The following is a 20,383-nucleotide window of genomic DNA, read 5'->3' as shown; positions in this document are numbered from 1 at the left end:
TCAGTTCCCCTCTCCGGACGCTATCGCATTGACCACGTCCAACGCGCTGCGCACGCCATCTTCATGAAAACCGTTGTACCACCAGGCACCGCAGTACCAGCTCCGGTTATGACCGTTAATCTCGCCGCGCCGCGCCTGCGCCCGCCAGCTCTGCGGGTTAAACAGAGGATGTTCATAGACAAAGCGTTGCAGAACGAAGCGTTCATCTACCGGCGCGTCCGGATTAAGGGTGACGCAGAACAGCGGACTGCCCGCAGGCAGCCCCTGCAGGATGTTCATGTTGTAGGTGACGCAGGCGCTGGCCTGTTCCTGAGCGCTGAGGCGATAGTTCCAGCTGGCCCACGCGCGCTGCCGCACCGGCAGCCAGCGCGGATCGCTGTGTAAAACGACCTCGTTACGCTGCCAGCCAATATCGCCCAGCACCTCACGCTCTGCGGGGGTCGGGTCATCAAGCATCGCCAGCGCGCTGGCGGAGTGGCAGGCAAAAATCACCCGATCGAAGGTCTGGCTGCCGTCTTCGAGCTGTAGCGTAACCCCGTGCGCGTGGCGGCTTACCCGCTGCACCGGCGCGTTCAGGTGCAACGTCAGACGGTCGCCCAGCTTATCCAGCATGGCGCGGATATACTCCCGCGAGCCGCCCGGCACCACGTACCACTGAGGGCGCTGGGTGATATCCAGCAGGCCGTGGTGGTTAAAGAAGCGTAAAAAGAGCGGCAGCGGGAAACGCTTCATCTCCTGCAGCGACGATGACCAGATGGCGGCCCCCATCGGCAGAATGTAATGGCGCGCAAAAAATGGCGTGAAATTGTGCTGCTGCAAAAACGTCTGCAGCGTGGCGTTCGGGTCCACCTCCCCGTCCAGCGCCTGTTTCGCCAGGCGATTAAAGCGGACGATCTCCCCGAGCAGCCGCCAGAATGCCGGATTCACCAGGTTTCGGCGCTGGGCAAACAGCGACGTCAGGGTGTGTCCGTTGTACTCCAGCCCCGTCGCGGGATTGTGCACCGAAAAGCTCATCTGCGTTTTTTGCCCGCTGATGCCCAGCTCGCTGAGCAGGCCCATAAAACGCGGATAGGTGCGATCGTTATAGACGATAAACCCGGTATCGATCGCGTATGTGCCCTGTGGCGTTGTCACGTCAACCGTTGCGGTATGACCGCCGGGCGCCGCGCCTGCTTCAAACAGGGTCACCTGATGGTGCCCGGCCAGCCGCCAGGCGCAGGTCAGCCCGGCGATGCCGCTGCCGATAATCGCAATGTTCATGAACGCACCATCCTGCGCAGCAGCGCGCGCTGTAAAAACGCGGGCAGCCCGGAGAGCAGCCGCAAAATAAAGCCGAACCCGTCAGGAAACGCAATATGCATTTTTCCTGCCGCCAGCCCGGTACGGATCGCCTTGACCGCCTCGTCGACGCTCACCCTGCCCGGCATGGCAAAATCGTTTTTGCGCGTCAGCGGCGTATCGACAAAGCCCGGGGAGACCACCGTCACGGCTATCCCTTTTGGCTCCCAGTCCAGCCGCAGACTTTCGGCAAACCAGCTCAGGGCAGCTTTGGACGCGCCATAGGCCTCTGCCCGTGGGAAAGGCAGCCAGTGGGCCATCGAGCTCACCAGCACCACGCGGTTGCCAGCAGCCAGCTGCGCCTGCAGCGCGTCAAGGCAGTTCACCGGGCCGAGGAAATTTGTCGCCATAACCCGCTCCACCAGCGCCGCATCCACCACGCCCTGCTCGAGGTATTCGCAGGTACCGGCGCAGAGAATAATCAGATCGGCGTAGCTGCCGGTCAGCGCCTGGCGACAGGCGTCCCTGTCAGTCATATCGAACAGGCGAACGGTGAGATTGGGGCAGGTCTGATGCAGCGCTTCGAGACGCGCCGGATCGCGTCCGCAGGCAATCACGTGGTAGCCGTCTGCGGCAAAGGATTTCGCCAGCCCGGCACCGATGCCCGAGCTTGCCCCGGTAATCAGCACCGTCTTCATGATTTGACCCTCCGCTTCACGCCGCGCACCGCCCAGCCAAGCACAGGAAGGTGTTCGTAGATCATCTCTCCCGCATCGTAGTAGTCCCGCTGGTGCGTGATGAGATCGTTTTCTGTCTGCACCACTGAACACCCCGGCAGTTTGAGCGGCTCTCCCCCGGCAATGCGTGGGTGCGACCAGTGCATCACCCAGGTGACAACAAACCGGCTTCCGCTGCACAGGGGGGAATCGATGGTAAAACGGCAATGCTCGACGTTGGCCAGCAGATGGGTGAAATAGCGCTGAAGCGCGAAAATCCCGTCATGCTCGCCAAACGGATCGATAAGCGTGGCATTCGAATGGTAAAGCCCCACCAGCGCGGACGGCGGCTGGTTATCCAGTGCGGCGTAGTACTCAACAAACCGACTCACGACAGAGGGCAAAGTGCTCATGGGTCACATCCTGGCTGTAAACAACGTGGCGTAATCGCATAATTAAAACTTACACAACTAGCGTTATTTGTCCAAGTTTGTAATGATCTATTTTTTATTTTTAATTTATATCAATGAGTTAAAAACAGGCAAAAGAGTGAATTTCGTAGGCCGGGTAAGGCGCAGCCGCCACCCGGCATTAACTTTCAGGATATCCTTAAGGCAAACTCGCCGGACTTCTTCCAGGCTTATCCTTTTTATTCATAAGGATGCCTGCATGAAACGTTTCTTTCTCTCCCTTTTCTCCAGCCCCGAATCTTTGCTCCAGGTGATGAGTCAGCAGGAAATCATTGAAGCCGTGGAAGATGGCGATCGCATCATTATCGACCAGGACGGGAACGCCTCGGTGAACTACAAAAGCAACGAGGTGCGGCAGGATTTTCTGCGTCACGTCAACACGCTGAAGAGGGCCTGATATGGGAACGGCGATATTTATGGTGCTGATGGTATGCGGTTACTGGTACACCAGCCGCGACCTGTCGACCCGCTTTAAAATCAAGCGCTCATTTGGCTGGGACGTCTATTTCCTTGTGGCGCTGTACGGCTGTATTTTCGTTCTGCAGGGTGTGATTGCCACCGGTCTGCTCTGGCTGCTCCTGCTTACCCTGTCCGCCGCCAACAACGCTTTCCACTTTGCCTCACCGAAATATACCGACTGGCAAATCGACTTTATGAACTGGAGTTTTTTAGGCATTCAGGCGCCGGTGGTCGTGATGCTGGCGTTTGCCATCCTGTTTTGCCTCTACCGCTCTAACTGGGCAGGCAGCGCCAGGCTGGACGGTGAAAGCCGGAAAAAGCTCTACAAACGTCTGGCGCAGTCGAGCGGTATCGAACAACTGCTGTACCAGTGTATGGAGCAAGGCGAACTGGCGCAGGTTACGCTCCGTTCCAGGCGGATTTACGTCGGCATGATCCACACCGCGACGCTGGAATATGGAAAAACGGCCAATATCGTGCTGATCCCGATGTTGAGCGGGTACAGAGACGCGAAGACGATGAACTTTCGCATCGAGAATAATTACAGTAAGTGGTATGCGGAACATGACATTACGCTCGACTCTGAACCCCGCAGCGCCATGTCATTCCGGAAGGTGATTTTACTCAATCAGATCGAGAGCCTCTCGCTATTCGACCCCGCCAGCGCCAGCGCGCTGTCGCTGGCACAGCATGACACGCTTTCTAAAGAGGCATCCCCATAATTCTGAGAATGCTCTGCTGTGAAGCGGTTTCGAAAAGGACGCTCTTAACGCAGAGCATGCCCTGCTTCCGGTAGAACCGGTACGCTCCCGCATTCTGCTCAAGCACCTCCAGCCAGAGATAGTCTTTCCCCCTGCTTCGGGCCATGTCGGTGATGTTGTTGAACATCACCTGACCATAGTTCTTGCCGGTCTCGGCGGGATCGAGGTAGAGCTTATTGAGGAGAACGCCCTTCTTGTCCGTTTCCGGGAGCCTGGCTTCCCAGGTCACTTTCATGAATCCCACTGGTCGATCGGTCTCGGCAACATACCAGGAAACAGCGTTATCTTTCAGGCTCTGTTCAAGTACAGAAAGCGCGTACTCGCCATGCAGAAAATCCTTCATCTCTGCGTCTGACACCCACAGATGCTGAAAATGGGCGGGGTAAATGCGGTATCCCAGCTCGCTTAAGAGCGCAGAATCGGCCCCGGTGGCCTGTCGAATTCGAAGAGTCATGGAGGGTATCCTTACTAACCCGCTTTACGTGTGATGCCGCGCGAAACGAGAAAGACAAAAAACAGTTAAATTCTTGCAACATATATTATTGTGGTAAACGACGTTAAGTACAGCCCGCGTGTTATGAATCTCGCCCTGACACACCAAAACGGGTGGGTGAAAACTCTCATCAGATCGCGCTAGTCTGGCTGAAATTAATGGAAGATCAGGACTCGCGATTAGAACGTATGGAAATTATTTTGATGCGGCATGGAGAACCCCATTACAGGGGCGCGCCAAAGGTCTCGAGCAGGGAAATGACGGAATGGATCGACAGCTACAACCTCTCTTCGACGGGCAGCGACAGGCCGTCTGAAATGGCCCAAATTCAGACGTACCGCGCGCTCACGTTTCTCAGCAGCCCTCTCCCGCGAGCCCTCTCATCGTTGAAAACGCTGGGGTGTGAACCGGGTTTAATTGATGAGGTTTTTCGGGAAGCAGAGCTGCCGGTGTTCCGTATTCCGGGGTTACGGCTATCGCCTTTTTACTGGGCGGCGCTGTTTCGTATTCTTTGGCTCTGCGGCCTGTCTGGCGAGGCAGAGTGCGTGAGCGTCGCAAAAAAACGAGCCGTTAAGGCGGCAGAAATCCTGGTGAATGTCGCGAAGGACTCTGACGGCCCCGTCTTGCTCATGGGGCACGGAATGATCAATCGGTTTATTGCGAAGGAACTGATCGCATCAGGCTGGAAAGAACAGACTTCCCCGGGTACCGGTTACTGGGGAGCGGGGGTTTACAGCCTTGCGTAAGGGCACATACTGACACCGAGGATTTTTTCATCCTCGGTGCCTGGGTCATAGCGTCTGACCAAGGATAACGCGATCGAACAGACGGTCTCCCAGCCAGAGACGCATGCGGATGAGCATCTTTGCATACTTGCCGGCTGCATAGCGTGTACGCGGATGAGGGCTTTTAACGGCGCGGGCAACCACGTCCGCAATCACCTTCGGGTCGCTGCCTCTGCCATTCCCGTATGCATTTTTGACCGATTTAGCCACCTTCTCCACGAGGCGAGCGTAAGGGCCATTTGCTGAACGTTTAACTATATTGCCGCTGACCACATCACCAAAGCCTGTCTCGATTAAACCCGGTTCAACAATCACAACCTTAATGCCAAATTCAGCCACTTCAAGACGCAGACAGTCAGACCATCCCTCAAGCGCATGTTTCGTTGCGTGATACCAGGCTCCCAGAAGGGTGTAAATCTTACCCCCCATAGAGGTGATATTAATAATGTAACCGCTGCGTCTGGCACGCATGGCCGGGATCAGCAGTTGCGTAAGGCGGGCCGCACCAAACACGTTAACCTCAAACTGATAGCGAGCTTCTTCAATACCGATCTCTTCTACCGGTCCATAGAGCCCAAAACCCGCGTTGTTGACCAGTACGTCAACCCCACCTGTCTGCGACATGATGGTATTCACTGCAGCCAAAATGTCTTCATCACGTGAGATATCCATCCGCAGAGGGTACGCGCCAAGCTGGGCGAGATCGTGCATTTTCTCAACGCTACGGGCAGCAGCGTAAACCTGATAGCCATCCTGAATGAGACGACGGGCGATGGCTTTGCCCATACCTGACGATGCACCGGTGACCAGCGCAGTTTTTTTGTCCTGAGTAAACATAGATACCTCGGTGAGCAGACTGCGGCTAGTTTGCTCTCCTTCGACCTCATGTTAACTAGCGTATCGCGCCATGTGACTCGCAAACTGCGCCATCAGAGCGATACATACGCACGTGTTTACTCAAGACGCATGGCTGTCCTGGCCGCTTCAGGAGTCTGACCCGTCCAGGTCATAAATGCGCGATAGAATGAGTTAGGATCTTCGAAACCCAGCAAAAACGCGATCTCATACCCGGAAAGACGCGTATTGCGAAGATAATGACGGGCCAGGTGTTCACGACACGCGTTGACAAGGTTGCGAAAGTTGTCCCCTTCCTGCTCAAGCCTGCGCTGCAGCGTGCGTTTGCTCATTCCCAGACGCTCCGCCGCTTTTTCAATAGTCGCTTCGTTACCGGGAATAAGCTCCAGGAGTACCGCTCGTACACGATCGGCGGTTGAAGCCCGTTCATTTAACTGACCGAGACGACGCTGCAGTTCCGGTTCAAACACCTGCCACATCCCCTCATTGACCGTTAAAAAGGGTCGAAGCGCATCGGCTGCGGAAAAGCTGATGGCGGGCTGTTCTCCGTATTGCACGTCAGTACCAAAGAAACGCGAAAAGTGACTGTTCTGAACCGATGACGGTAGCGCAGAAACGCAGATCCGTAAGGGGTTAACCGGTTCGCGAGTTCCCAGACGCAGAAGCTTGAGCAGGAAGCCCAGCTCTGCCACCTGGAGAAACGGCGGAATAGTTGTCGCAAAAAGCCAACGCGGTGAGACGGTAAGATCGCCGTTTTGGTCGACCGTTGTCTCCAGAACCATGGGAGCAATAAGCTGTTTATATCTGGCCAGACGCTGGACAGCCTGCATCATATTGCTGCTACACAGTGCGGCAAAAAGGGGCGGGTCAAACACGTCCGCAGAGATCAACTCAATGAGCGGGACGGGAAAGGCAGGATCGTTCGTTTCAGCCTCCAGCGCGTTCCAGAAGCGAATGTATTCATTCGTATCGAGTCCACGCGCTTTTTGCAAAAAGAGATCGTCAGGTAATCCTGCCCTGCGGAGAATGCGTTCTGGCTCAAGCCCCGCGTCTTTCAGCAGCGTTTTCCAGCTTATATCGAGAGCGAAAGTACGGTTCGAAGCCATTTGCTCATTCCCGGTTGAAGGTTATGCAACGCTTAGCGTTATTGTTCATCGACGGATGAACGGGCGCTATGCAGTATGGTTGGCTGGCAGGTCACCGGGAAATTCAGTGAGTTAGCAATAAAGCAAAGCTCATGCGCGCGGTGATGAAGTGCCACAGCGCGATCGATATCATCCCCTGGGCGAAGCGTGATTTGAGGCTTCAGGACAATAGAGGTGAAGCACCCCTTTTCTCCTTCGCGCATCGTTCCTTCCGCCCGGTCAATATAGGTATAAACGCTTATCCCCGCTTCCGCGCAAAGATGCAAATACCATAATTTGTGACAGGCAGAGGCTGACGCGACAAGAAGATCTTCAGGATTCCAGCATGATGCATCCCCCAGAAATGCAGGGTCTGATGAACCTGAAATCGGAGATTTATCACCCGCCGTGATGTCATAAAGACGATCGTACGCTTTATAGGATTCCGTCCCACGGCCTTTGTTCCCTTTCCACTCGACCTTAACCTGATAATGATGCTCACGATGGCTCATCTTGATGCTCCCGATAATGATATCTGATGGATTTTGCTGGCGATGTTTGTTCGCAATCACCTGTCTCGACGTAAGCTATCAGATGGTATACCATTATTCCATCTTTTCAGGAGAAACAGTATGCAGCTTAACGCCCTTTCGACCCCGGACGTGCTCGCCAGTGAATTAAGAAAGATGATAAACAGCGGTCGTCTGCGTGATGGAGAGAGGCTTGTTGAAAGGGATCTTGCCAGTCATTTTTCTGTCAGCCGAATCCCAATGAGAGAAGCAATCAGGCAGCTTGAACGCGATGGGCTGGTGGAAATTTTCAGGAACCGCGGCGCTGTTGTCAGAACGCTTTCTGTTGATGATCTGGATGAGATTTACTCCCTGCGTGCCTTACTGGAAGGGGAAGCCGTCTTTCAAAGCGTGAAAAACCTGAGCTCTGATACGCTGGCGAGGGCCGAACTGACGCATACGCTTCTCGCCAGAACGACTGAATTTGACATGCAGGGCACACTTAACCGGGAGTTCCACGATCTTGTCTACAGTGGGTGCAAAAACCAACGCCTGCTGAGGCTGATTAATGATACCCGCAATCAGATAGAGCGGTATGAATACCTTCAGCGAAAGCTCCTTTCCGCAACACGGGTTTTTCAGGATGACCATGCAGGTATCCTTACAGCCTGCAGGGAACGGGATGCCGGGAATGCACGAGCTGAAGTCATGCGACATATTCTTAGTGCCGGAGAAATGCTAAAAACGTTTATCAGCCGTCGCGACGAGGGTTAAGGGAAATCCCGTTAACACGGCTAATGCCCGCTTCAACGGAGTGATGACATCATCCGTCTCCATGCCCATTTGCGCATGAATAATGGCACCGTCAATGAGCAGCATGATTTCATTGACGACGCGCTCATCCGCGATCTTCGTCAGCGACGCAATCATATTCTTTGTTTCGATTTTATGATCGCGACATATCTCTTTTATTTCGCTTTCAATATCTTCCGATTTTGCCTCAGCGCTGGCATTAATAAATGCGCAGCCGTGGAACTCAGGCGAAATAAACCATTCGTAAAGCGTTGCCGATATCGCATCAGAAGGTATTTCACCTTCATCAAGATGTCGACGCAGCGTGGTTTCAAACCAGCCAATCCATATTTCGTGCCGATAGTGCAAATAGGCGAGAATAAGTAAACTTTTACTCGGAAAATGGCGATAAAACGTCACTTTGGTCACTTTCGATGCTTTAATCAGCGTATCCACGCCCGTCGCCCTGAAGCCTGTGGAATAAAACAGATCGTGCGCCGTAAGTAATATCTTATCTCTGACGCTGATTTTGGTATCGTTGCCTGCGGATTCTGTTTTCACTTTTGGGTAGCCTCAAAACGGATGTTGACAGCGTCATTTTACAGGCATAGATTACCGCATGTAGACAGACCTGTCTACATAATATAACACTGAGGTAATCGTCATGAACACACGTCCTCCTTTACCGCCCTTCACGCGTGAAAGCGCCATCGAAAAAGTCAGACTGGCAGAAGATGGCTGGAACAGCCGCGACCCGGCGAAAGTCGCGCTGGCCTATACGCTGGATACCCAATGGCGCAACCGCGCGGAGTTCGCCACTAACCGTGAAGAAGCCCGGGCGTTTCTGGAGCGGAAATGGAAAAAAGAGCTGGACTATCGTCTGATTAAAGAGCTCTGGGCATTTACGGATAACCGGATCGCGGTGCGCTATGCCTATGAATGGCACGATGATTCCGGCAACTGGTTCCGCTCGTATGGCAATGAAAACTGGGAGTTTGAGCCGGACGGGTTGATGAAGCGACGCTTTGCCTGCGTAAACGATATGCCGATAAAAGAATCCGAGCGGCTGTTCCACTGGCCGCTGGGCAGACGCCCGGACGATCACCCTTCGCTGAGCGATCTTGGCTTATAGGATTTTCGCATCACTCCGGGCCGCCCCGGAGTGGTGAATTTACAGGGCGCCCAGCTGTTTCATCAGCGTCAGGTTGTCCTCAATATGCCAGTTAGCCGCAATCTTGCCGTCAGCGATCTCATAGATATCCGTGGCGATAAAATCTATTTTCTGCCCCTTTCCCTTCAGCTTGCCAAATGTCCCGGTGAATGTGCCGTGAAAATGTAAATGCGAGACCACGCGATTGCCTGAAATAATCATTTGCTCAACGTCGCAGCGTAAATCAGGCACGGCTGTACGAAACGCACGGGAGGCTAAAATAGCGCCTTCGGGACCTTGCTTACGACCTTCCGGAGGCGTTTTATCGATGAAATTCACTGCCAGCGCATCACGCGCCAGGAACTCTTCTCCCGTATTCCAGAACGTTGCATATTCTCTGGCAACGGCTTCATTCGCCCTTAATTGCGCCTGGGGCAGGCTCTTATCAACAATAAGCTGTTTCGGTGGAAGCCATTCCAGCTGTGCCGAAAATGCGGTGCCGGACAGACCGGCAAGAATAAGCATCGCCACTGCTGGACGAAAACACGTCGTATATTTCATGATATCTCTCAATAGAGTATTACATTACCCGCAGTCGATTTCTTGCGGTTCAAATCCGCGAGGGTCAGTTAATTAACGCCCCGCCCTCAATATCAATGACCGACCCCGTGACAAAGGGATTATCAATAGCGAAAAGATACCCTTGCGCGATGTCCTCCGCCCTTCCCCAGGCTTTGGCTGGCAGGGTTTCCGCCGCACCGGCGAGCATTTTTTCCCGCACGGCGGAGTCCATGCCCGCGTACGCTTCCGTGTCGGTCAGCCCCGGACTCACGACGTTGACGCGCAGCGATGAAAGCTCTTTCGCCAGCACTTTTGTCGCGGCCTCAATCGCGGCATTCATCGTCGTTTTAACAATGGCGCCCGCCACGGTGCGACGCGCCACGAAACCGCTGGTGAACGTCAGCGTACCGCGGGGAGCGATGTTCCCGCTGAGATAGCGGGCGACATTGATGCTTCCCCAGAATTTTGTATCAAAGGCCAGCCTTGCAGCGCGGAGATCAAGCCCGGAAAGAAGCCCTCCCGGAGCCTGTGAACCTGCGGTAACGACGATATTATTGACCTCACCCAGCGTTTCACCGAGCGCGACAAGCTCTGCCTCACGGCTGATATCCAGCACGAGGGTGTGAACAGAGGCGGCATGGGTGCTCAGCCGCTGCCGCGCAGCGTTCAGCTTCGCGCCGTCGCGGCCCGCAAGAATAATTTCCTCGCCTCGCCCGGCAAGCAGGCTGCCCACGGCGAAACCGATGCCGGACGCGCCGCCGATAATTAAGGTTTTACGGGTCATAACGTTTCCTCCTGCAGGATGTAAATGGGGTAATCGGTATAGCTCGTCGCGGTGCCGCCAAACAGCGTGGCGGGGTCGCGCACCTGGGCCAGAGGCAGCTGGTGCGCCAGCCGGTGGGGTAAATCCGGGTTGGCAATAAACGGTCGTCCGAAGGCAATCAAATCGGCATAGCCGGCAGCAAGGATCTTTTCCGCTTTTTCAAGGTCATAGTTACCCGCAACGATAAGGGTTCCGCTAAACGTCTCGCGAAGCGATCGACGGAACTGTTCAGGTACCTGCGGCGCATCGTCCCAGTCGGCTTCCGCCAGGTGGATGAAAGCAATACCTTTTTGCTCACACCAGGCCGCGAGCGCGAGTATGGCTTCCGTCACCTGCGGATCGTTCATCCCGCGCTGGGTAATAAACGGGGAAAGGCGAATACCCGTACGCTCGCGGCCAATGGCCTCAGCAATGGCGCTTAACACCTCCTGAGCAAAGCGGATCCGGTTCGCCAGCGTGCCGCCGTACTCATCCGTGCGTTTGTTGGATGTCTGACGCAGAAACTGGTCGATCAGATAGCCGTTTCCACCGTGGATCTCCACGCCATCAAACCCGGCCTGGACGGCATTCAGTGCCGCCTGACGATAGTCCGCAACGATGCTGTGAATCTCCTTGCGCGAGAGCGTTCTTGGCTGCGGGCAGTCAACCATCTGGCCTTCCCCCTGTTCATTCACCACCCACACCTGCGCGTCCGGCGCCAGTGCTGACGGCGCAACGGGCTGACCATCCTGATGAAAACGGGCGTGCGACATTCGCCCCACGTGCCAGAGCTGAGAAAAAATAACCCCGCCCGCCTGATGCACGGCACCCGTCGTGAGCTGCCATCCTGAAACCTGCTCCGGCGAATGGATGCCGGGAGTCCATGAGTATCCCTGGCCCTGAGGCGAGATCTGCGTGGCTTCCGTGATGATTAATCCGGCGCTGGCCCGCTGCCGGTAATACTCTGCCATCAGCACGGAGGGAATATTGCCCGGCTGAAGGGAGCGTGCGCGGGTCATCGGCGCCATGACGATACGATTTTTCAGGTCTTGCTGCCCCAGCCTGTAGCGTTCAAAAAGTGAGGTACGTTGCATGTTTTCATCCCTTATGGTTTGGATGAAATCACTTTACAGGCGGCATCTGGTTTTGATAATTACGCTAAAAGCAGATGCACTTTTCGGAAAATATGAATAATGGGTAAGCTCGAAGACATGGCATTACTGGTTGAAGTGGCCGAGGCCGGCGGTCTTTCTGCCGCCGGACGACGCCTGTCGCTTTCCCCCGCCACCATGACGGCAAGGCTGAAGGCGATTGAGGAGCGTTACCAGACCCGCCTGTTTCACCGCTCAACGCGGTCCATCACGCTGACTCGCGCCGGAGAAGAGTTTTACCATGCCGCGCTGCGCGTGCTGGAAGAGGTGCATCACGCCGAGTCGTTACTGACGCAAAAAGAAGGCGTGCTCAGCGGTAACATTCGCCTTTCTGCACCCTCGGACTTTGGCAGACAGTATCTTAGCCCCGCCGTCGTGGAATTCTCCCGACGCCATCCTGACGTTAAATTTTTCATCTCGTTAAAAGAACACGTTGAGGACCTGGTCGCTAACCGGTTGGATATGAGCGTGCGTTTCGGCAACCTGCCGGACAGCAGCCTTGTCGTCAGAAACATCCGCCCGAACCATCGGGTGCTGGTCGCAGCCGGGGAATATCTTAACGAACGCGGCACCCCCGCCACGTTAGCAGATTTGGCTCAGCACCGGTGCCTGGCACTTGAGTCTCAGGGCGTGGTGATGAACGAATGGCGCTTTGAAACGAATGGCGAAGAAAGCATTGTACGCGTAGAGCCTGCCATGGTGTGCGACGACGGGGCATTGCTTCGCCAGTGGGCTCTCAGCGGGGCTGGTATCGCGGGGAAATCGTGGTGGGACGTCAAAGACGATGTGGAAACCGGTAGACTCACGGTGCTGTTTGCCGACACCTTCACCGGCTTTAGCCGATACGATCGCAAAGATGTCGGGCTGCAGTTTGTTTACCCGCAACGCAAATTGCAGCCGCTTCAGGTTACGGCGTTTAGCCAGTTTTTTCTCGACTGGCTAAAAAAACATTAACGCAATAAACAGTGATACACTCGCCCGATACAACTCATTATCCCGTATGAACGGCTTATGACTACAAATATTGCTTTTTTCGACTTCGATGGAACGATAACGTTTTCCGACACCTTCACCCCGTTTATTTATCGTTCTGTTGATGAAAAAACGCTACGGCGTGGAAAGCTGCGCCTTCTTCCCTACATCCTCGCCTATAAAATGGGCGCGTTATCGGGATCGGTTTTACGAAAAAAAGTGGTAAGAATAGCGTTAGCTGGCAAATCTGAAGCTGAATTAAAGCAGGCCGGGCTTTTCTACAGTAAAACCGAAATTCCTGCCCTGTTGCGGGAGGATGCCATGAAAAAAATCAGCTGGCATAAGTCTCAAGGGGATACGGTGGTCGTGGTCTCAGCCTCGCTTGATTTATACCTTAAACCCTGGTGCGAGCAGAATGGGCTCGAGCTCTTATGCAGTGAAGTGGCATTTTCAGGTGGAAAAGCAACCGGGAAATACAAAAAGGGTGACTGCAGCGCTCGCTTAAAAAAAACGAAGATTATTGATAATTATGATTTATCTTCCTACAACGTTATCTATGCCTATGGCGATACGAAGGAGGATTTAGACATGCTCTCGCTTGCCTCGAAAAAATTTTATCAGTGGGAAGAAATGGCCTGATCCGGCAATGATATATCAGAAAACATCATAATAAGAGGCCTCAGGTGGCAATAATGAATTTGTCGCCAAAATAAGAGATAGCGCGCATTTCGCTAACAACCTCAGGACTACTCTGGGAGCGGTTTTCAGGAGGTACAAAATATGAAAAAGCTTCTGATATGTTGTTTGTTTGGTAATACCGCAAACTCCCTCGCCAAAAAGATGCAGTCTCTGGCAGAACGCGAAGGCTATCCGCTGATGATTAGCGCCGTTGGGCTGGATAACTTCGCCAGTGTCGCTCCCGCTTTCGATGGTTTCCTCGTCGCGCCGCACATTCAGTACAAACTGGATGAGATAAAAGAAACGGTGGGTAATACGCGTTCAATCGCCATTATTGAGAGTCTGCCCTATGCGTCCCTGGACGCGAAGAAAGTGTTGAATTTCGTGAAGGAACAGATGCCAGAACTGGCTGCCTGATAGACAAGGCCGCATCGGTATTGCGGCCTCCTCTCACCCGCCGATCAAAACGTGTCGACACAAGGCTGGCCAACCTTATTAAGGGCATTTTTCAGTCTGGCTCTGAGCTCAACTAACGCCGCTTCTTTCTCTTCAAGCTGCTGCAACTTGCGGCGCAGGGACGCTTGCTTTTGCTCAGCAGTAAATTTGTCGTCAACCCAGACAGCTAAAACCTCAGAAATTTCGGCTAAGGTAAAGCCCAGCATTTTGGCATGCTTGATCATATTTAAACGCTGTAAATCGACGGCGGAATAGACTTTGTAGTTATTGCTGCGATTGGGTTGGGGGATATTCTCTAACAGCCCCTGCCGCTCATAGTAACGGACCGTCTCTTTTGACAATCCCGTTTTCGCACACAGTTCACCAATTCGCATCTCGTCGCCCTCACTTCGTAAAAATCACGCTTGACCGTGTACCTAAGTACTCGGTTTATCCTGTGCAGCATACATTAGGGAAACGGGATTAACGATATGAATTCTTTTGATTATACAGGAAAAACAGCGCTGATTACCGGAGCGTCTTCTGGCATAGGTCGTGATTTCGCCAGGCAGCTCGCTGCCCGCGGCGCGGCACTGATCCTGGTCGCCCGCTCCGAGCCAAAGCTGCAGGCGCTTGCCGCAGAGTTGGTCAGAAAACATGGCGTATCCATCACGATTATTGTGCAGGATTTAGTGAAACCGCAAGCCATTCCCCACATTGTGGAACGGCTTGAAACCTTAAGACGTTTCCCCGACATTCTGATCAATTGCGCCGGGTTCGCCACCTATGGGCCATTCGAAAAGCTGTCGATCGACAGGCAGCGTGATGAGATAAACGTGAACTGCCTGGCCCCCGTGGAGCTGACTCACGCCTTGCTACCGGGAATGCTGCAGCAAGGCTCCGGTGTAATTATTAATGTTGCTTCAACGGCCGCGATGCAACCGGATCCCTATATGGCGATTTATGGCGCAACCAAAGCCTTCCTGCTCTCGTTTTCGAATGCGCTGTGGGGAGAGTATCGCTCAAAGGGCATTCGCGTCCTGGCGCTTTGCCCCGGCGCAACGGATACGGCCTTTTTTGATGTGGTGAATGCTGAGGAAGCCTCGGTAGGTAAAAGAATGCCCGCTGAGAAGGTAGTCACCCTGGCGCTGAAGGCCGTGGAGAGTAACCGTAGCTACCTGATTACCGGATGCGGTAACTGGCTTCTGGGGCAGCTACATCGGTTTGTGACGCGCAAGCGTCTGGTGCTCATCGTTGAAAAAATATTGCGCCCACGCTCGGCTTAAGCAAAAACGGCTCTGTTCAGCGCAAGGGAGTTGCGCTGAAATCCTCGCTTATCGCAGACAGATAGATGCCATAGTGCGCGAAAAACAGTGATACACTTACCCTACCTGGTTGATCGTCCCGCCTGAAGGGCTCATGATGAATGGCGGTAACCAAAGTACGAAATGGTCACTCGTTGTTAATCGTAGCCTGTCACGCTAAGCTTAAATAATGACTAAAAATATGAACCCCCCATCAGCGCGTGGTCCACTTGACCATGCTGTCAGAGAGCAAATCGTCGAAGCCGCTTTTGAGCACTTCGGTCACTACGGCTATGAAAAAACCACCGTCGCCGAACTGGCTAAATCCATCGGTTTTTCAAAGTCCTACATTTATAAGTTTTTCGATTCCAAACAGGCCATCGGTGAGGTGATCTGCGCTAACCGCCTGGAGCTGATCATGGCGGCGGTGCTTTCCGCCATCGAGGATGCGCCTTCAGCAAGCGAAAGATTACGCCGCCTTTTCAAGGCGCTCACCGAGGCGGGAAGCGAGCTGTTTTTCCACGACCGTAAGCTTTACGACATTGCCGCCGTCGCCGCGCAGGAGCAGTGGCCTTCAACTCAAAAGTATAGTGAAAGCCTGATGAAGCTGATTGAGAGCATCATTATCGAAGGCAGGCAGGCCGGCGAGTTCGAAAGAAAAACGCCGCTCGATGAGGTTACACAGGCTATCCACATGGTGATGTGTCCTTTTATCAATCCTGTTCAGCTGCAATACAACCTCGAAATGGCCCCCACCGCGGCGGTGCTTCTTTCTTCATTGATTTTAAGAAGCCTGGCCCCCTAGTTTGTGACCATTGACATTTTTGGTTACTAGTCAGAGAATGCGGATACCGTCCTGTTACGTCAAAAAGGTTTCCCATGCTCAGGCTCACTTCAGCCCGCGTTGCCGTTTGTCTCCTGCCGTTTGCCCTGGTGGCGTGCGGCGATATTTCCGCGAGTGACGATCCGCGCACAAAGCCACCGCTCGTCAGATCCGCATCCGTCGAGCTTGCGAATAATACCGCCCGCGCCTTTACGGGCGTGGTAGTTGCAAGAACGCAAAGCGATTTGGGTTTCAGGGTTCAGGGAAAAATCCTTGAGCGACTGGTTGATACGGGTCAGACCGTCAAACAGGGTCAGCCCTTGCTGCGCCTGGATCCGGTTGACCTGAAATTACAGGCCCAGGCGCAGCAGCGCGCGGTGGATGCTGCCCAGGCGCGCGCGCGAAAAGCCTCCAGCGATGAGGCGCGCTATCGCGGTCTTGTGGCGTCCGGTGCCGTATCTGCCTCGGAGTATGACCAGATCAAAGCGGCGGCCGATACGGCCAGGGCCGATCTCAGCGCCGCCCGGGCGCAGGCCAACGTGGCGCAAAACGCCACGGGCTATGCCGTACTGCTGGCGGATTCAGACGGCGTGGTCATGGAGACGCTCGCCGAGCCGGGTCAGGTCGTCAGTGCCGGACAGGTGGTGATCAGGCTCGCCAGAGCGGGACAGCGTGAAGCGCTCGTGCAGCTTCCGGAAACGCTGCGCCCTGCCGTCGGCAGCGAAGCGCAGGCCACACTTTATGGCAATGAAGAACACCCGGTCACCGCAACGCTGCGCCTGCTGTCTGACTCGGCAGATGCCACAACCCGCACGTATGAAGCCCGCTACGTGCTGGATGGCCTGCTGGCGAACGCGCCGCTGGGGGCGACCGTCACGCTGAACATTCAGGACAATAAAGCGGAAGGTCAGGTCATGCAGGTCCCGCTGGCTTCACTCTATGATGCAGGAAAAGGTCCCGGCGTCTGGCGTATTTCCGCCCAGCCGGCAAAAGTCGCATGGACGCCCGTCAAGGTGCTGAGCGTGGGTGAAGATGCGGTGCAGGTCACGGGCGGCGTGAAGCCCGGTGAGAAAATTGTTGCGTTAGGCGCACATCTTCTGCACGAAGGTGAGGTCGTCAGGCTTGCTAAACAACGCAATACCGCCCTGACGGAGAACACACCATGAGCGGAAGCCGCTTCAACCTGTCAGCGCTGGCCGTCCGCGAACGTTCCATCACGCTGTTTCTGATCGTTCTGGTCACGATTGCCGGAATTTATGCCTTCTTTGGGCTCGGGCGCGCGGAAGATCCGCCCTTCACGGTTAAGCAGATGACGGTGATAACCGTCTGGCCGGGTGCGACCGCACAGGAGATCCAGGATCAGGTCGCCGAACCGCTGGAAAAGCGCCTGCAGGAACTCAAATGGTATGACCGTACCGAAACCTATACCCGTCCCGGCATGGCGTTTATCACGTTGTCATTGCAGGACAAGACCCCGCCTGCCGAAGTGCAGGAGGAGTTCTATCAGGCGCGTAAGAAGCTTGGAGATGAATCTCAACGTCTTCCGGCGGGCGTCATCGGCCCGATGATCAATGACGAATTCTCGGATGTCACCTTTGCCCTCTTTGCCCTGAAAGCGAAAGGCGAACCGCAGCGGCAGCTGGTACGTGATGCCGAAGGCCTGCGCCAGCAGCTTCTGCACGTTCCTGGCGTGAAGAAAGTGAACATTATCGGCGAACAGGCCGAGCGGATTTATATCTCCTTCTCCCATGACCGTCTGGCGACGATAGGGCTCTCACCCCAGGATATTTTTAATGCCCTCAACAACCAGAACGCGTTAGCCGCAGCGGGTTCCATTGAGACCCGAGGCGCGCAAATTTTTATCCGCCTGGACGGCGCGTTCGATGAACTGCAGAAAATCCGCGATACGCCTTTTGTTGCTCAGGGCAAAACGCTTAAGCTGTCCGATGTGGCAACGGTTGAACGGGGCTACGAAGATCCCCCGACGATGCTGATACGTAATCAGCATGAACCCGCCCTTCTGCTGGGCATCGTGATGCGCGAAGGCTGGAACGGCCTGGCGCTGGGTAAAGCGCTGGATGCGGAAACGGCAAAAATAAATGATAGCCTGCCGCTTGGCATGTCCCTGACCAAAGTTACCGACCAGTCCGTGAATATTCGCTCGTCGGTCGATGAGTTCATGATTAAGTTCTTCGTCGCCCTGCTTGTGGTCATGGTGGTTTGTTTTGTCAGCATGGGCTGGCGCGTAGGGGTGGTGGTTGCGGCGGCGGTCCCGCTGACGCTGGCGGTCGTCTTCGTGGTGATGGAAGCCGCGGGAATAAACTTTGACCGCGTGACGCTGGGCTCCCTGATCCTCGCCCTCGGCCTGCTGGTTGATGATGCCATTATCGCCATCGAAATGATGGTGGTTAAAATGGAGGAAGGTTACGACAGAATCAAAGCCTCGGCCTTCGCCTGGAGCCATACCGCCGCGCCCATGCTGGCCGGTACCCTGGTGACGGCCATTGGTTTTATGCCGAATGGTTTTGCCCAGTCGACCGCCGGGGAATACACCAGCAATATGTTCTGGATTGTCGGCCTCGCCCTGATTGCATCGTGGTTTGTCGCGGTGGTGTTCACGCCCTATCTTGGGGTGAAGATCCTGCCGGCGATCCCCAAAGTAGAAGGAGGTCATGCCGCCATCTATAACACGCCTCGCTATAACCGTTTTCGCCAGCTGCTTGCCCGCGTTATCGCCAGAAAATGGCGGGTAGCCGGGTCGGTGGTCGCCATTTTCATCCTGGCTGTGCTCGGCATGGGTCTGGTAAAAAAACAATTCTTCCCGACCTCCGACCGCCCGGAAGTACTGGTTGAGGTGCAGATGCCCTACGGTACCTCGATTGAGCAAACCAGCGCCGCAGCGGCAAAAATAGAAGCGTGGCTGGGCCAGCAGCCTGAAGCCAACATTGTCACTGCTTATATTGGTCAGGGTTCGCCCCGCTTTTATCTGGCGATGGCACCTGAACTGCCCGACCCGTCTTTTGCGAAAATCGTGATCCTGACGGACAGCGAGACCTCACGCGAGGCGCTTAAGCTCCGGCTGAGAGACGCTGTCGCCAACGGCCTTGCGCCCGAAGCGCGCGTGCGTGTAACGCAGCTGGTGTTTGGCCCTTACTCGCCCTTCCCGGTTGCCTGGCGCGTGTCGGGGCCGGATGTCGAACAGGTGCATGACATCGCTGATAAGGTGAAAGCCGTGCTTCAGGCAAGTCCGTTGATGAGAACCGTCAACACCGACTGGGGGTCACGCGTTCCCGTCTTGCATTTCACCCTCGATCAAAACCGCCTGCAGGCGACCGGATTAACCTCCAGTGCCGTTGCCGGGCAGCTTCAGTTCCTGCTGTCTGGCGTGCCCGTCACCTCCGTGCGGGAAGATATTCGCTCGGTAGAGGTGATTGGTCGCGCGGCAGGAGATATCCGTCTTGATCCGGCAAAAATAGAGGGCTTTACCCTTGTCGGCAATGCGGGACAGCGCGTTCCGCTGTCTCAAATCGGCAAGATTGAGATCGGCATGGAAGATCCGATCCTGCGTCGTCGCGATCGCACGCCGACGATAACCGTTCGGGGCGATATTGCTAACAATCTTCAGCCACCGGATGTGTCGGTCGCCATCATGAAGCAGCTCCAGCCGATTGTTGATACGCTGCCGGCCGGATACCGAATCGACATGGCGGGTTCGATTGAGGAATCGGGTAAAGCCACGCAGGCAATGATTCCGCTGTTCCCGATCATGATTGCCCTGACGCTGCTGATCATCATTTTGCAGGTGCGCTCAATCTCGGCGATGGTGATGGTGTTCCTAACCGCGCCGCTGGGGCTGATTGGTGTGGTGCCCGTTCTGTTGATTTTCAATCAGCCGTTTGGCATCAACGCGTTGGTCGGTTTGATCGCCCTTTCCGGCATTCTAATGCGCAATACGCTGATCCTGATCGGTCAAATCGATCATAACCAGAAGGACGGTCTTGAGCCGTTCCAGGCGGTGGTTGAAGCGACGGTCCAGCGTGCACGCCCGGTCCTTCTGACCGCCATGGCCGCCGTGCTGGCGTTCATTCCCCTGACGCATTCGGTGTTCTGGGGTACGCTGGCTTACACGCTAATCGGCGGAACGCTGGGCGGGACGATCGTCACCCTCGTCTTCCTGCCCGCGATGTATGCGATCTGGTTCCGGATCCGCCCAGCGGAACAACGCGTGCTGCACCCCACAGAAAACGTGTAAACTACCATGAGTA

At 54.9% G+C, this 20,383-nt stretch carries 24 protein-coding genes; 12 read left to right on the top strand and 12 right to left on the bottom strand.

Annotated elements, in window-relative coordinates; genetic code table 11:
* From V1566_RS14095 to V1566_RS14085, 3 genes are read right to left on the bottom strand one after another with little or no spacing between them, the layout of a single operon-like run.
* Entirely contained in the window at positions 1 to 1,260 is a 1,260-nt protein-coding gene (locus V1566_RS14095) for an NAD(P)/FAD-dependent oxidoreductase (protein WP_395303694.1), read from the bottom strand.
* Positions 1,257 to 1,976 carry an SDR family NAD(P)-dependent oxidoreductase gene (locus V1566_RS14090; protein WP_395303693.1) on the bottom strand — a complete coding sequence of 240 codons (720 nt, stop codon included), beginning with the start codon at positions 1,974 to 1,976 and terminating at the stop codon, positions 1,257 to 1,259. The genes V1566_RS14095 and V1566_RS14090 overlap by 4 nt, the downstream gene beginning before the upstream one ends.
* On the bottom strand, positions 1,973 to 2,407 hold the full coding sequence (locus tag V1566_RS14085; protein WP_395303692.1) for a nuclear transport factor 2 family protein: 435 nt from the start codon (positions 2,405 to 2,407) through the stop codon (positions 1,973 to 1,975). The genes V1566_RS14090 and V1566_RS14085 overlap by 4 nt, the downstream gene beginning before the upstream one ends.
* 256 nt (positions 2,408 to 2,663) lie before the next feature.
* Between V1566_RS14085 and V1566_RS14080 the strand changes: the two genes are divergently transcribed.
* Complete coding sequence (locus V1566_RS14080) at positions 2,664 to 2,861, top strand: hypothetical protein (protein ID WP_024908361.1); 198 nt, start codon at positions 2,664 to 2,666, stop codon at positions 2,859 to 2,861.
* A gap of 1 nt (position 2,862) precedes the next feature.
* A complete protein-coding gene (locus V1566_RS14075; RefSeq protein ID WP_395303691.1) occupies positions 2,863 to 3,645 on the top strand; it encodes a hypothetical protein in 783 nt (260 codons plus the stop codon).
* On the opposite strand, the gene V1566_RS14070 is transcribed toward V1566_RS14075, so the two are convergent.
* Complete coding sequence (locus V1566_RS14070) at positions 3,626 to 4,138, bottom strand: GNAT family N-acetyltransferase (protein ID WP_395303690.1); 513 nt, start codon at positions 4,136 to 4,138, stop codon at positions 3,626 to 3,628. The two genes, V1566_RS14075 and V1566_RS14070, sit on opposite strands and share 20 nt — an antisense overlap.
* Before the next feature lie 197 nt (positions 4,139 to 4,335).
* Here V1566_RS14070 and V1566_RS14065 point away from each other — a divergent pair, with 197 nt between their 5' ends.
* Positions 4,336 to 4,923: a histidine phosphatase family protein gene (locus V1566_RS14065; protein WP_395303689.1), complete on the top strand. Its 588-nt coding sequence runs from the start codon at positions 4,336 to 4,338 to the stop codon at positions 4,921 to 4,923.
* A 45-nt stretch (positions 4,924 to 4,968) separates the two neighbouring features.
* On the opposite strand, the gene V1566_RS14060 is transcribed toward V1566_RS14065, so the two are convergent.
* From V1566_RS14060 to V1566_RS14050, 3 genes are all read right to left on the bottom strand, one after another.
* Positions 4,969 to 5,799: an oxidoreductase gene (locus V1566_RS14060; protein WP_032647039.1), complete on the bottom strand. Its 831-nt coding sequence runs from the start codon at positions 5,797 to 5,799 to the stop codon at positions 4,969 to 4,971.
* Positions 5,800 to 5,915: 116 nt separating this feature from the next.
* Positions 5,916 to 6,923, bottom strand: a complete 1,008-nt coding sequence (locus V1566_RS14055) for an AraC family transcriptional regulator ligand-binding domain-containing protein (protein ID WP_395303688.1) — start codon at positions 6,921 to 6,923, stop codon at positions 5,916 to 5,918.
* Positions 6,924 to 6,961: 38 nt separating this feature from the next.
* Complete coding sequence (locus tag V1566_RS14050; protein WP_048989728.1) at positions 6,962 to 7,453, bottom strand: OsmC family protein; 492 nt, start codon at positions 7,451 to 7,453, stop codon at positions 6,962 to 6,964.
* 120 nt (positions 7,454 to 7,573) lie between these two features.
* On the opposite strand from V1566_RS14050, the gene V1566_RS14045 reads away from it, so the two are divergent.
* Complete coding sequence (locus tag V1566_RS14045; protein WP_395303687.1) at positions 7,574 to 8,224, top strand: GntR family transcriptional regulator; 651 nt, start codon at positions 7,574 to 7,576, stop codon at positions 8,222 to 8,224.
* Here V1566_RS14045 and V1566_RS14040 read toward each other — a convergent pair.
* Positions 8,189 to 8,803, bottom strand: a complete 615-nt coding sequence (locus tag V1566_RS14040; RefSeq protein ID WP_395303686.1) for a TetR/AcrR family transcriptional regulator — start codon at positions 8,801 to 8,803, stop codon at positions 8,189 to 8,191. The genes V1566_RS14045 and V1566_RS14040 overlap by 36 nt on opposite strands.
* A 103-nt stretch (positions 8,804 to 8,906) precedes the next feature.
* Here V1566_RS14040 and V1566_RS14035 point away from each other — a divergent pair, with 103 nt between their 5' ends.
* Complete coding sequence (locus tag V1566_RS14035; RefSeq protein ID WP_032645324.1) at positions 8,907 to 9,374, top strand: nuclear transport factor 2 family protein; 468 nt, start codon at positions 8,907 to 8,909, stop codon at positions 9,372 to 9,374.
* 39 nt (positions 9,375 to 9,413) lie between these two features.
* On the opposite strand, the gene V1566_RS14030 is transcribed toward V1566_RS14035, so the two are convergent.
* From V1566_RS14030 to V1566_RS14020, 3 genes are all read right to left on the bottom strand, one after another.
* Positions 9,414 to 9,953 carry an ester cyclase gene (locus V1566_RS14030; protein ID WP_395303685.1) on the bottom strand — a complete coding sequence of 180 codons (540 nt, stop codon included), beginning with the start codon at positions 9,951 to 9,953 and terminating at the stop codon, positions 9,414 to 9,416.
* Between the two features lie 64 nt (positions 9,954 to 10,017).
* Positions 10,018 to 10,737: an SDR family oxidoreductase gene (locus V1566_RS14025; RefSeq protein ID WP_395303684.1), complete on the bottom strand. Its 720-nt coding sequence runs from the start codon at positions 10,735 to 10,737 to the stop codon at positions 10,018 to 10,020.
* Positions 10,734 to 11,849, bottom strand: coding sequence for an alkene reductase (locus tag V1566_RS14020; protein ID WP_395303683.1), 1,116 nt, complete (start codon positions 11,847 to 11,849; stop codon positions 10,734 to 10,736). The genes V1566_RS14025 and V1566_RS14020 overlap by 4 nt, the downstream gene beginning before the upstream one ends.
* A gap of 99 nt (positions 11,850 to 11,948) precedes the next feature.
* Here V1566_RS14020 and V1566_RS14015 point away from each other — a divergent pair, with 99 nt between their 5' ends.
* The 3 genes from V1566_RS14015 (at position 11,949) to V1566_RS14005 (ending at position 13,973) form a co-directional block, all read left to right on the top strand.
* Positions 11,949 to 12,860 (top strand): LysR family transcriptional regulator, encoded by a 912-nt coding sequence (locus V1566_RS14015; protein ID WP_395303682.1) that lies wholly within the window; start codon positions 11,949 to 11,951, stop codon positions 12,858 to 12,860.
* Positions 12,861 to 12,917: 57 nt separating this feature from the next.
* Positions 12,918 to 13,517, top strand: a complete 600-nt coding sequence (locus V1566_RS14010; protein WP_395303681.1) for an HAD-IB family phosphatase — start codon at positions 12,918 to 12,920, stop codon at positions 13,515 to 13,517.
* A gap of 141 nt (positions 13,518 to 13,658) precedes the next feature.
* Positions 13,659 to 13,973 (top strand): PTS sugar transporter subunit IIB, encoded by a 315-nt coding sequence (locus V1566_RS14005; RefSeq protein WP_213329343.1) that lies wholly within the window; start codon positions 13,659 to 13,661, stop codon positions 13,971 to 13,973.
* A 44-nt stretch (positions 13,974 to 14,017) separates the two neighbouring features.
* Here V1566_RS14005 and V1566_RS14000 read toward each other — a convergent pair whose 3' ends face one another.
* Positions 14,018 to 14,386 carry a MerR family transcriptional regulator gene (locus V1566_RS14000; protein ID WP_395303680.1) on the bottom strand — a complete coding sequence of 123 codons (369 nt, stop codon included), beginning with the start codon at positions 14,384 to 14,386 and terminating at the stop codon, positions 14,018 to 14,020.
* 96 nt (positions 14,387 to 14,482) lie between these two features.
* Between V1566_RS14000 and V1566_RS13995 the strand changes: the two genes are divergently transcribed.
* The 4 genes from V1566_RS13995 (at position 14,483) to V1566_RS13980 (ending at position 20,370) form a co-directional block, all read left to right on the top strand.
* Complete coding sequence (locus V1566_RS13995) at positions 14,483 to 15,277, top strand: SDR family NAD(P)-dependent oxidoreductase (protein WP_395303679.1); 795 nt, start codon at positions 14,483 to 14,485, stop codon at positions 15,275 to 15,277.
* A 208-nt stretch (positions 15,278 to 15,485) separates the two neighbouring features.
* Positions 15,486 to 16,100, top strand: a complete 615-nt coding sequence (locus V1566_RS13990) for a TetR/AcrR family transcriptional regulator (RefSeq protein WP_395303678.1) — start codon at positions 15,486 to 15,488, stop codon at positions 16,098 to 16,100.
* A 74-nt stretch (positions 16,101 to 16,174) separates the two neighbouring features.
* A complete protein-coding gene (locus V1566_RS13985; RefSeq protein ID WP_395303677.1) occupies positions 16,175 to 17,284 on the top strand; it encodes an efflux RND transporter periplasmic adaptor subunit in 1,110 nt (369 codons plus the stop codon).
* Positions 17,281 to 20,370, top strand: a complete 3,090-nt coding sequence (locus V1566_RS13980; protein WP_395303676.1) for an efflux RND transporter permease subunit — start codon at positions 17,281 to 17,283, stop codon at positions 20,368 to 20,370. Before V1566_RS13985 ends, V1566_RS13980 begins: the two co-directional genes overlap by 4 nt.
* The last annotated feature ends 13 nt before the right edge of the window (positions 20,371 to 20,383 follow it).

Origin of the sequence: Enterobacter sp. ECC-019 (assembly GCF_043974075.1) — a bacterium.
Lineage (GTDB): Bacteria > Pseudomonadota > Gammaproteobacteria > Enterobacterales > Enterobacteriaceae > Enterobacter > Enterobacter asburiae_D.
This window is presented reverse-complemented; position numbering and strand designations above follow the sequence as displayed.

Coding starts and splice junctions, on each gene's coding strand:
- V1566_RS13985 (WP_395303677.1), top strand. CDS start 16,175: ATGCTCAGGCTCACTTCAGCCCGCGTTGCCGTTTGTCTCCTGCCGTTT.
- V1566_RS14015 (WP_395303682.1), top strand. CDS start 11,949: ATGGGTAAGCTCGAAGACATGGCATTACTGGTTGAAGTGGCCGAGGCC.
- V1566_RS14005 (WP_213329343.1), top strand. CDS start 13,659: ATGAAAAAGCTTCTGATATGTTGTTTGTTTGGTAATACCGCAAACTCC.
- V1566_RS14055 (WP_395303688.1), bottom strand. CDS start 6,923: ATGGCTTCGAACCGTACTTTCGCTCTCGATATAAGCTGGAAAACGCTG.
- V1566_RS14085 (WP_395303692.1), bottom strand. CDS start 2,407: ATGAGCACTTTGCCCTCTGTCGTGAGTCGGTTTGTTGAGTACTACGCC.
- V1566_RS14070 (WP_395303690.1), bottom strand. CDS start 4,138: ATGACTCTTCGAATTCGACAGGCCACCGGGGCCGATTCTGCGCTCTTA.
- V1566_RS14035 (WP_032645324.1), top strand. CDS start 8,907: ATGAACACACGTCCTCCTTTACCGCCCTTCACGCGTGAAAGCGCCATC.
- V1566_RS14065 (WP_395303689.1), top strand. CDS start 4,336: ATGGAAGATCAGGACTCGCGATTAGAACGTATGGAAATTATTTTGATG.
- V1566_RS13990 (WP_395303678.1), top strand. CDS start 15,486: ATGACTAAAAATATGAACCCCCCATCAGCGCGTGGTCCACTTGACCAT.
- V1566_RS14060 (WP_032647039.1), bottom strand. CDS start 5,799: ATGTTTACTCAGGACAAAAAAACTGCGCTGGTCACCGGTGCATCGTCA.
- V1566_RS14075 (WP_395303691.1), top strand. CDS start 2,863: ATGGGAACGGCGATATTTATGGTGCTGATGGTATGCGGTTACTGGTAC.
- V1566_RS13995 (WP_395303679.1), top strand. CDS start 14,483: ATGAATTCTTTTGATTATACAGGAAAAACAGCGCTGATTACCGGAGCG.
- V1566_RS14050 (WP_048989728.1), bottom strand. CDS start 7,453: ATGAGCCATCGTGAGCATCATTATCAGGTTAAGGTCGAGTGGAAAGGG.
- V1566_RS14020 (WP_395303683.1), bottom strand. CDS start 11,849: ATGCAACGTACCTCACTTTTTGAACGCTACAGGCTGGGGCAGCAAGAC.
- V1566_RS14030 (WP_395303685.1), bottom strand. CDS start 9,953: ATGAAATATACGACGTGTTTTCGTCCAGCAGTGGCGATGCTTATTCTT.
- V1566_RS14025 (WP_395303684.1), bottom strand. CDS start 10,737: ATGACCCGTAAAACCTTAATTATCGGCGGCGCGTCCGGCATCGGTTTC.
- V1566_RS14080 (WP_024908361.1), top strand. CDS start 2,664: ATGAAACGTTTCTTTCTCTCCCTTTTCTCCAGCCCCGAATCTTTGCTC.
- V1566_RS13980 (WP_395303676.1), top strand. CDS start 17,281: ATGAGCGGAAGCCGCTTCAACCTGTCAGCGCTGGCCGTCCGCGAACGT.
- V1566_RS14090 (WP_395303693.1), bottom strand. CDS start 1,976: ATGAAGACGGTGCTGATTACCGGGGCAAGCTCGGGCATCGGTGCCGGG.
- V1566_RS14045 (WP_395303687.1), top strand. CDS start 7,574: ATGCAGCTTAACGCCCTTTCGACCCCGGACGTGCTCGCCAGTGAATTA.
- V1566_RS14000 (WP_395303680.1), bottom strand. CDS start 14,386: ATGCGAATTGGTGAACTGTGTGCGAAAACGGGATTGTCAAAAGAGACG.
- V1566_RS14095 (WP_395303694.1), bottom strand. CDS start 1,260: ATGAACATTGCGATTATCGGCAGCGGCATCGCCGGGCTGACCTGCGCC.
- V1566_RS14010 (WP_395303681.1), top strand. CDS start 12,918: ATGACTACAAATATTGCTTTTTTCGACTTCGATGGAACGATAACGTTT.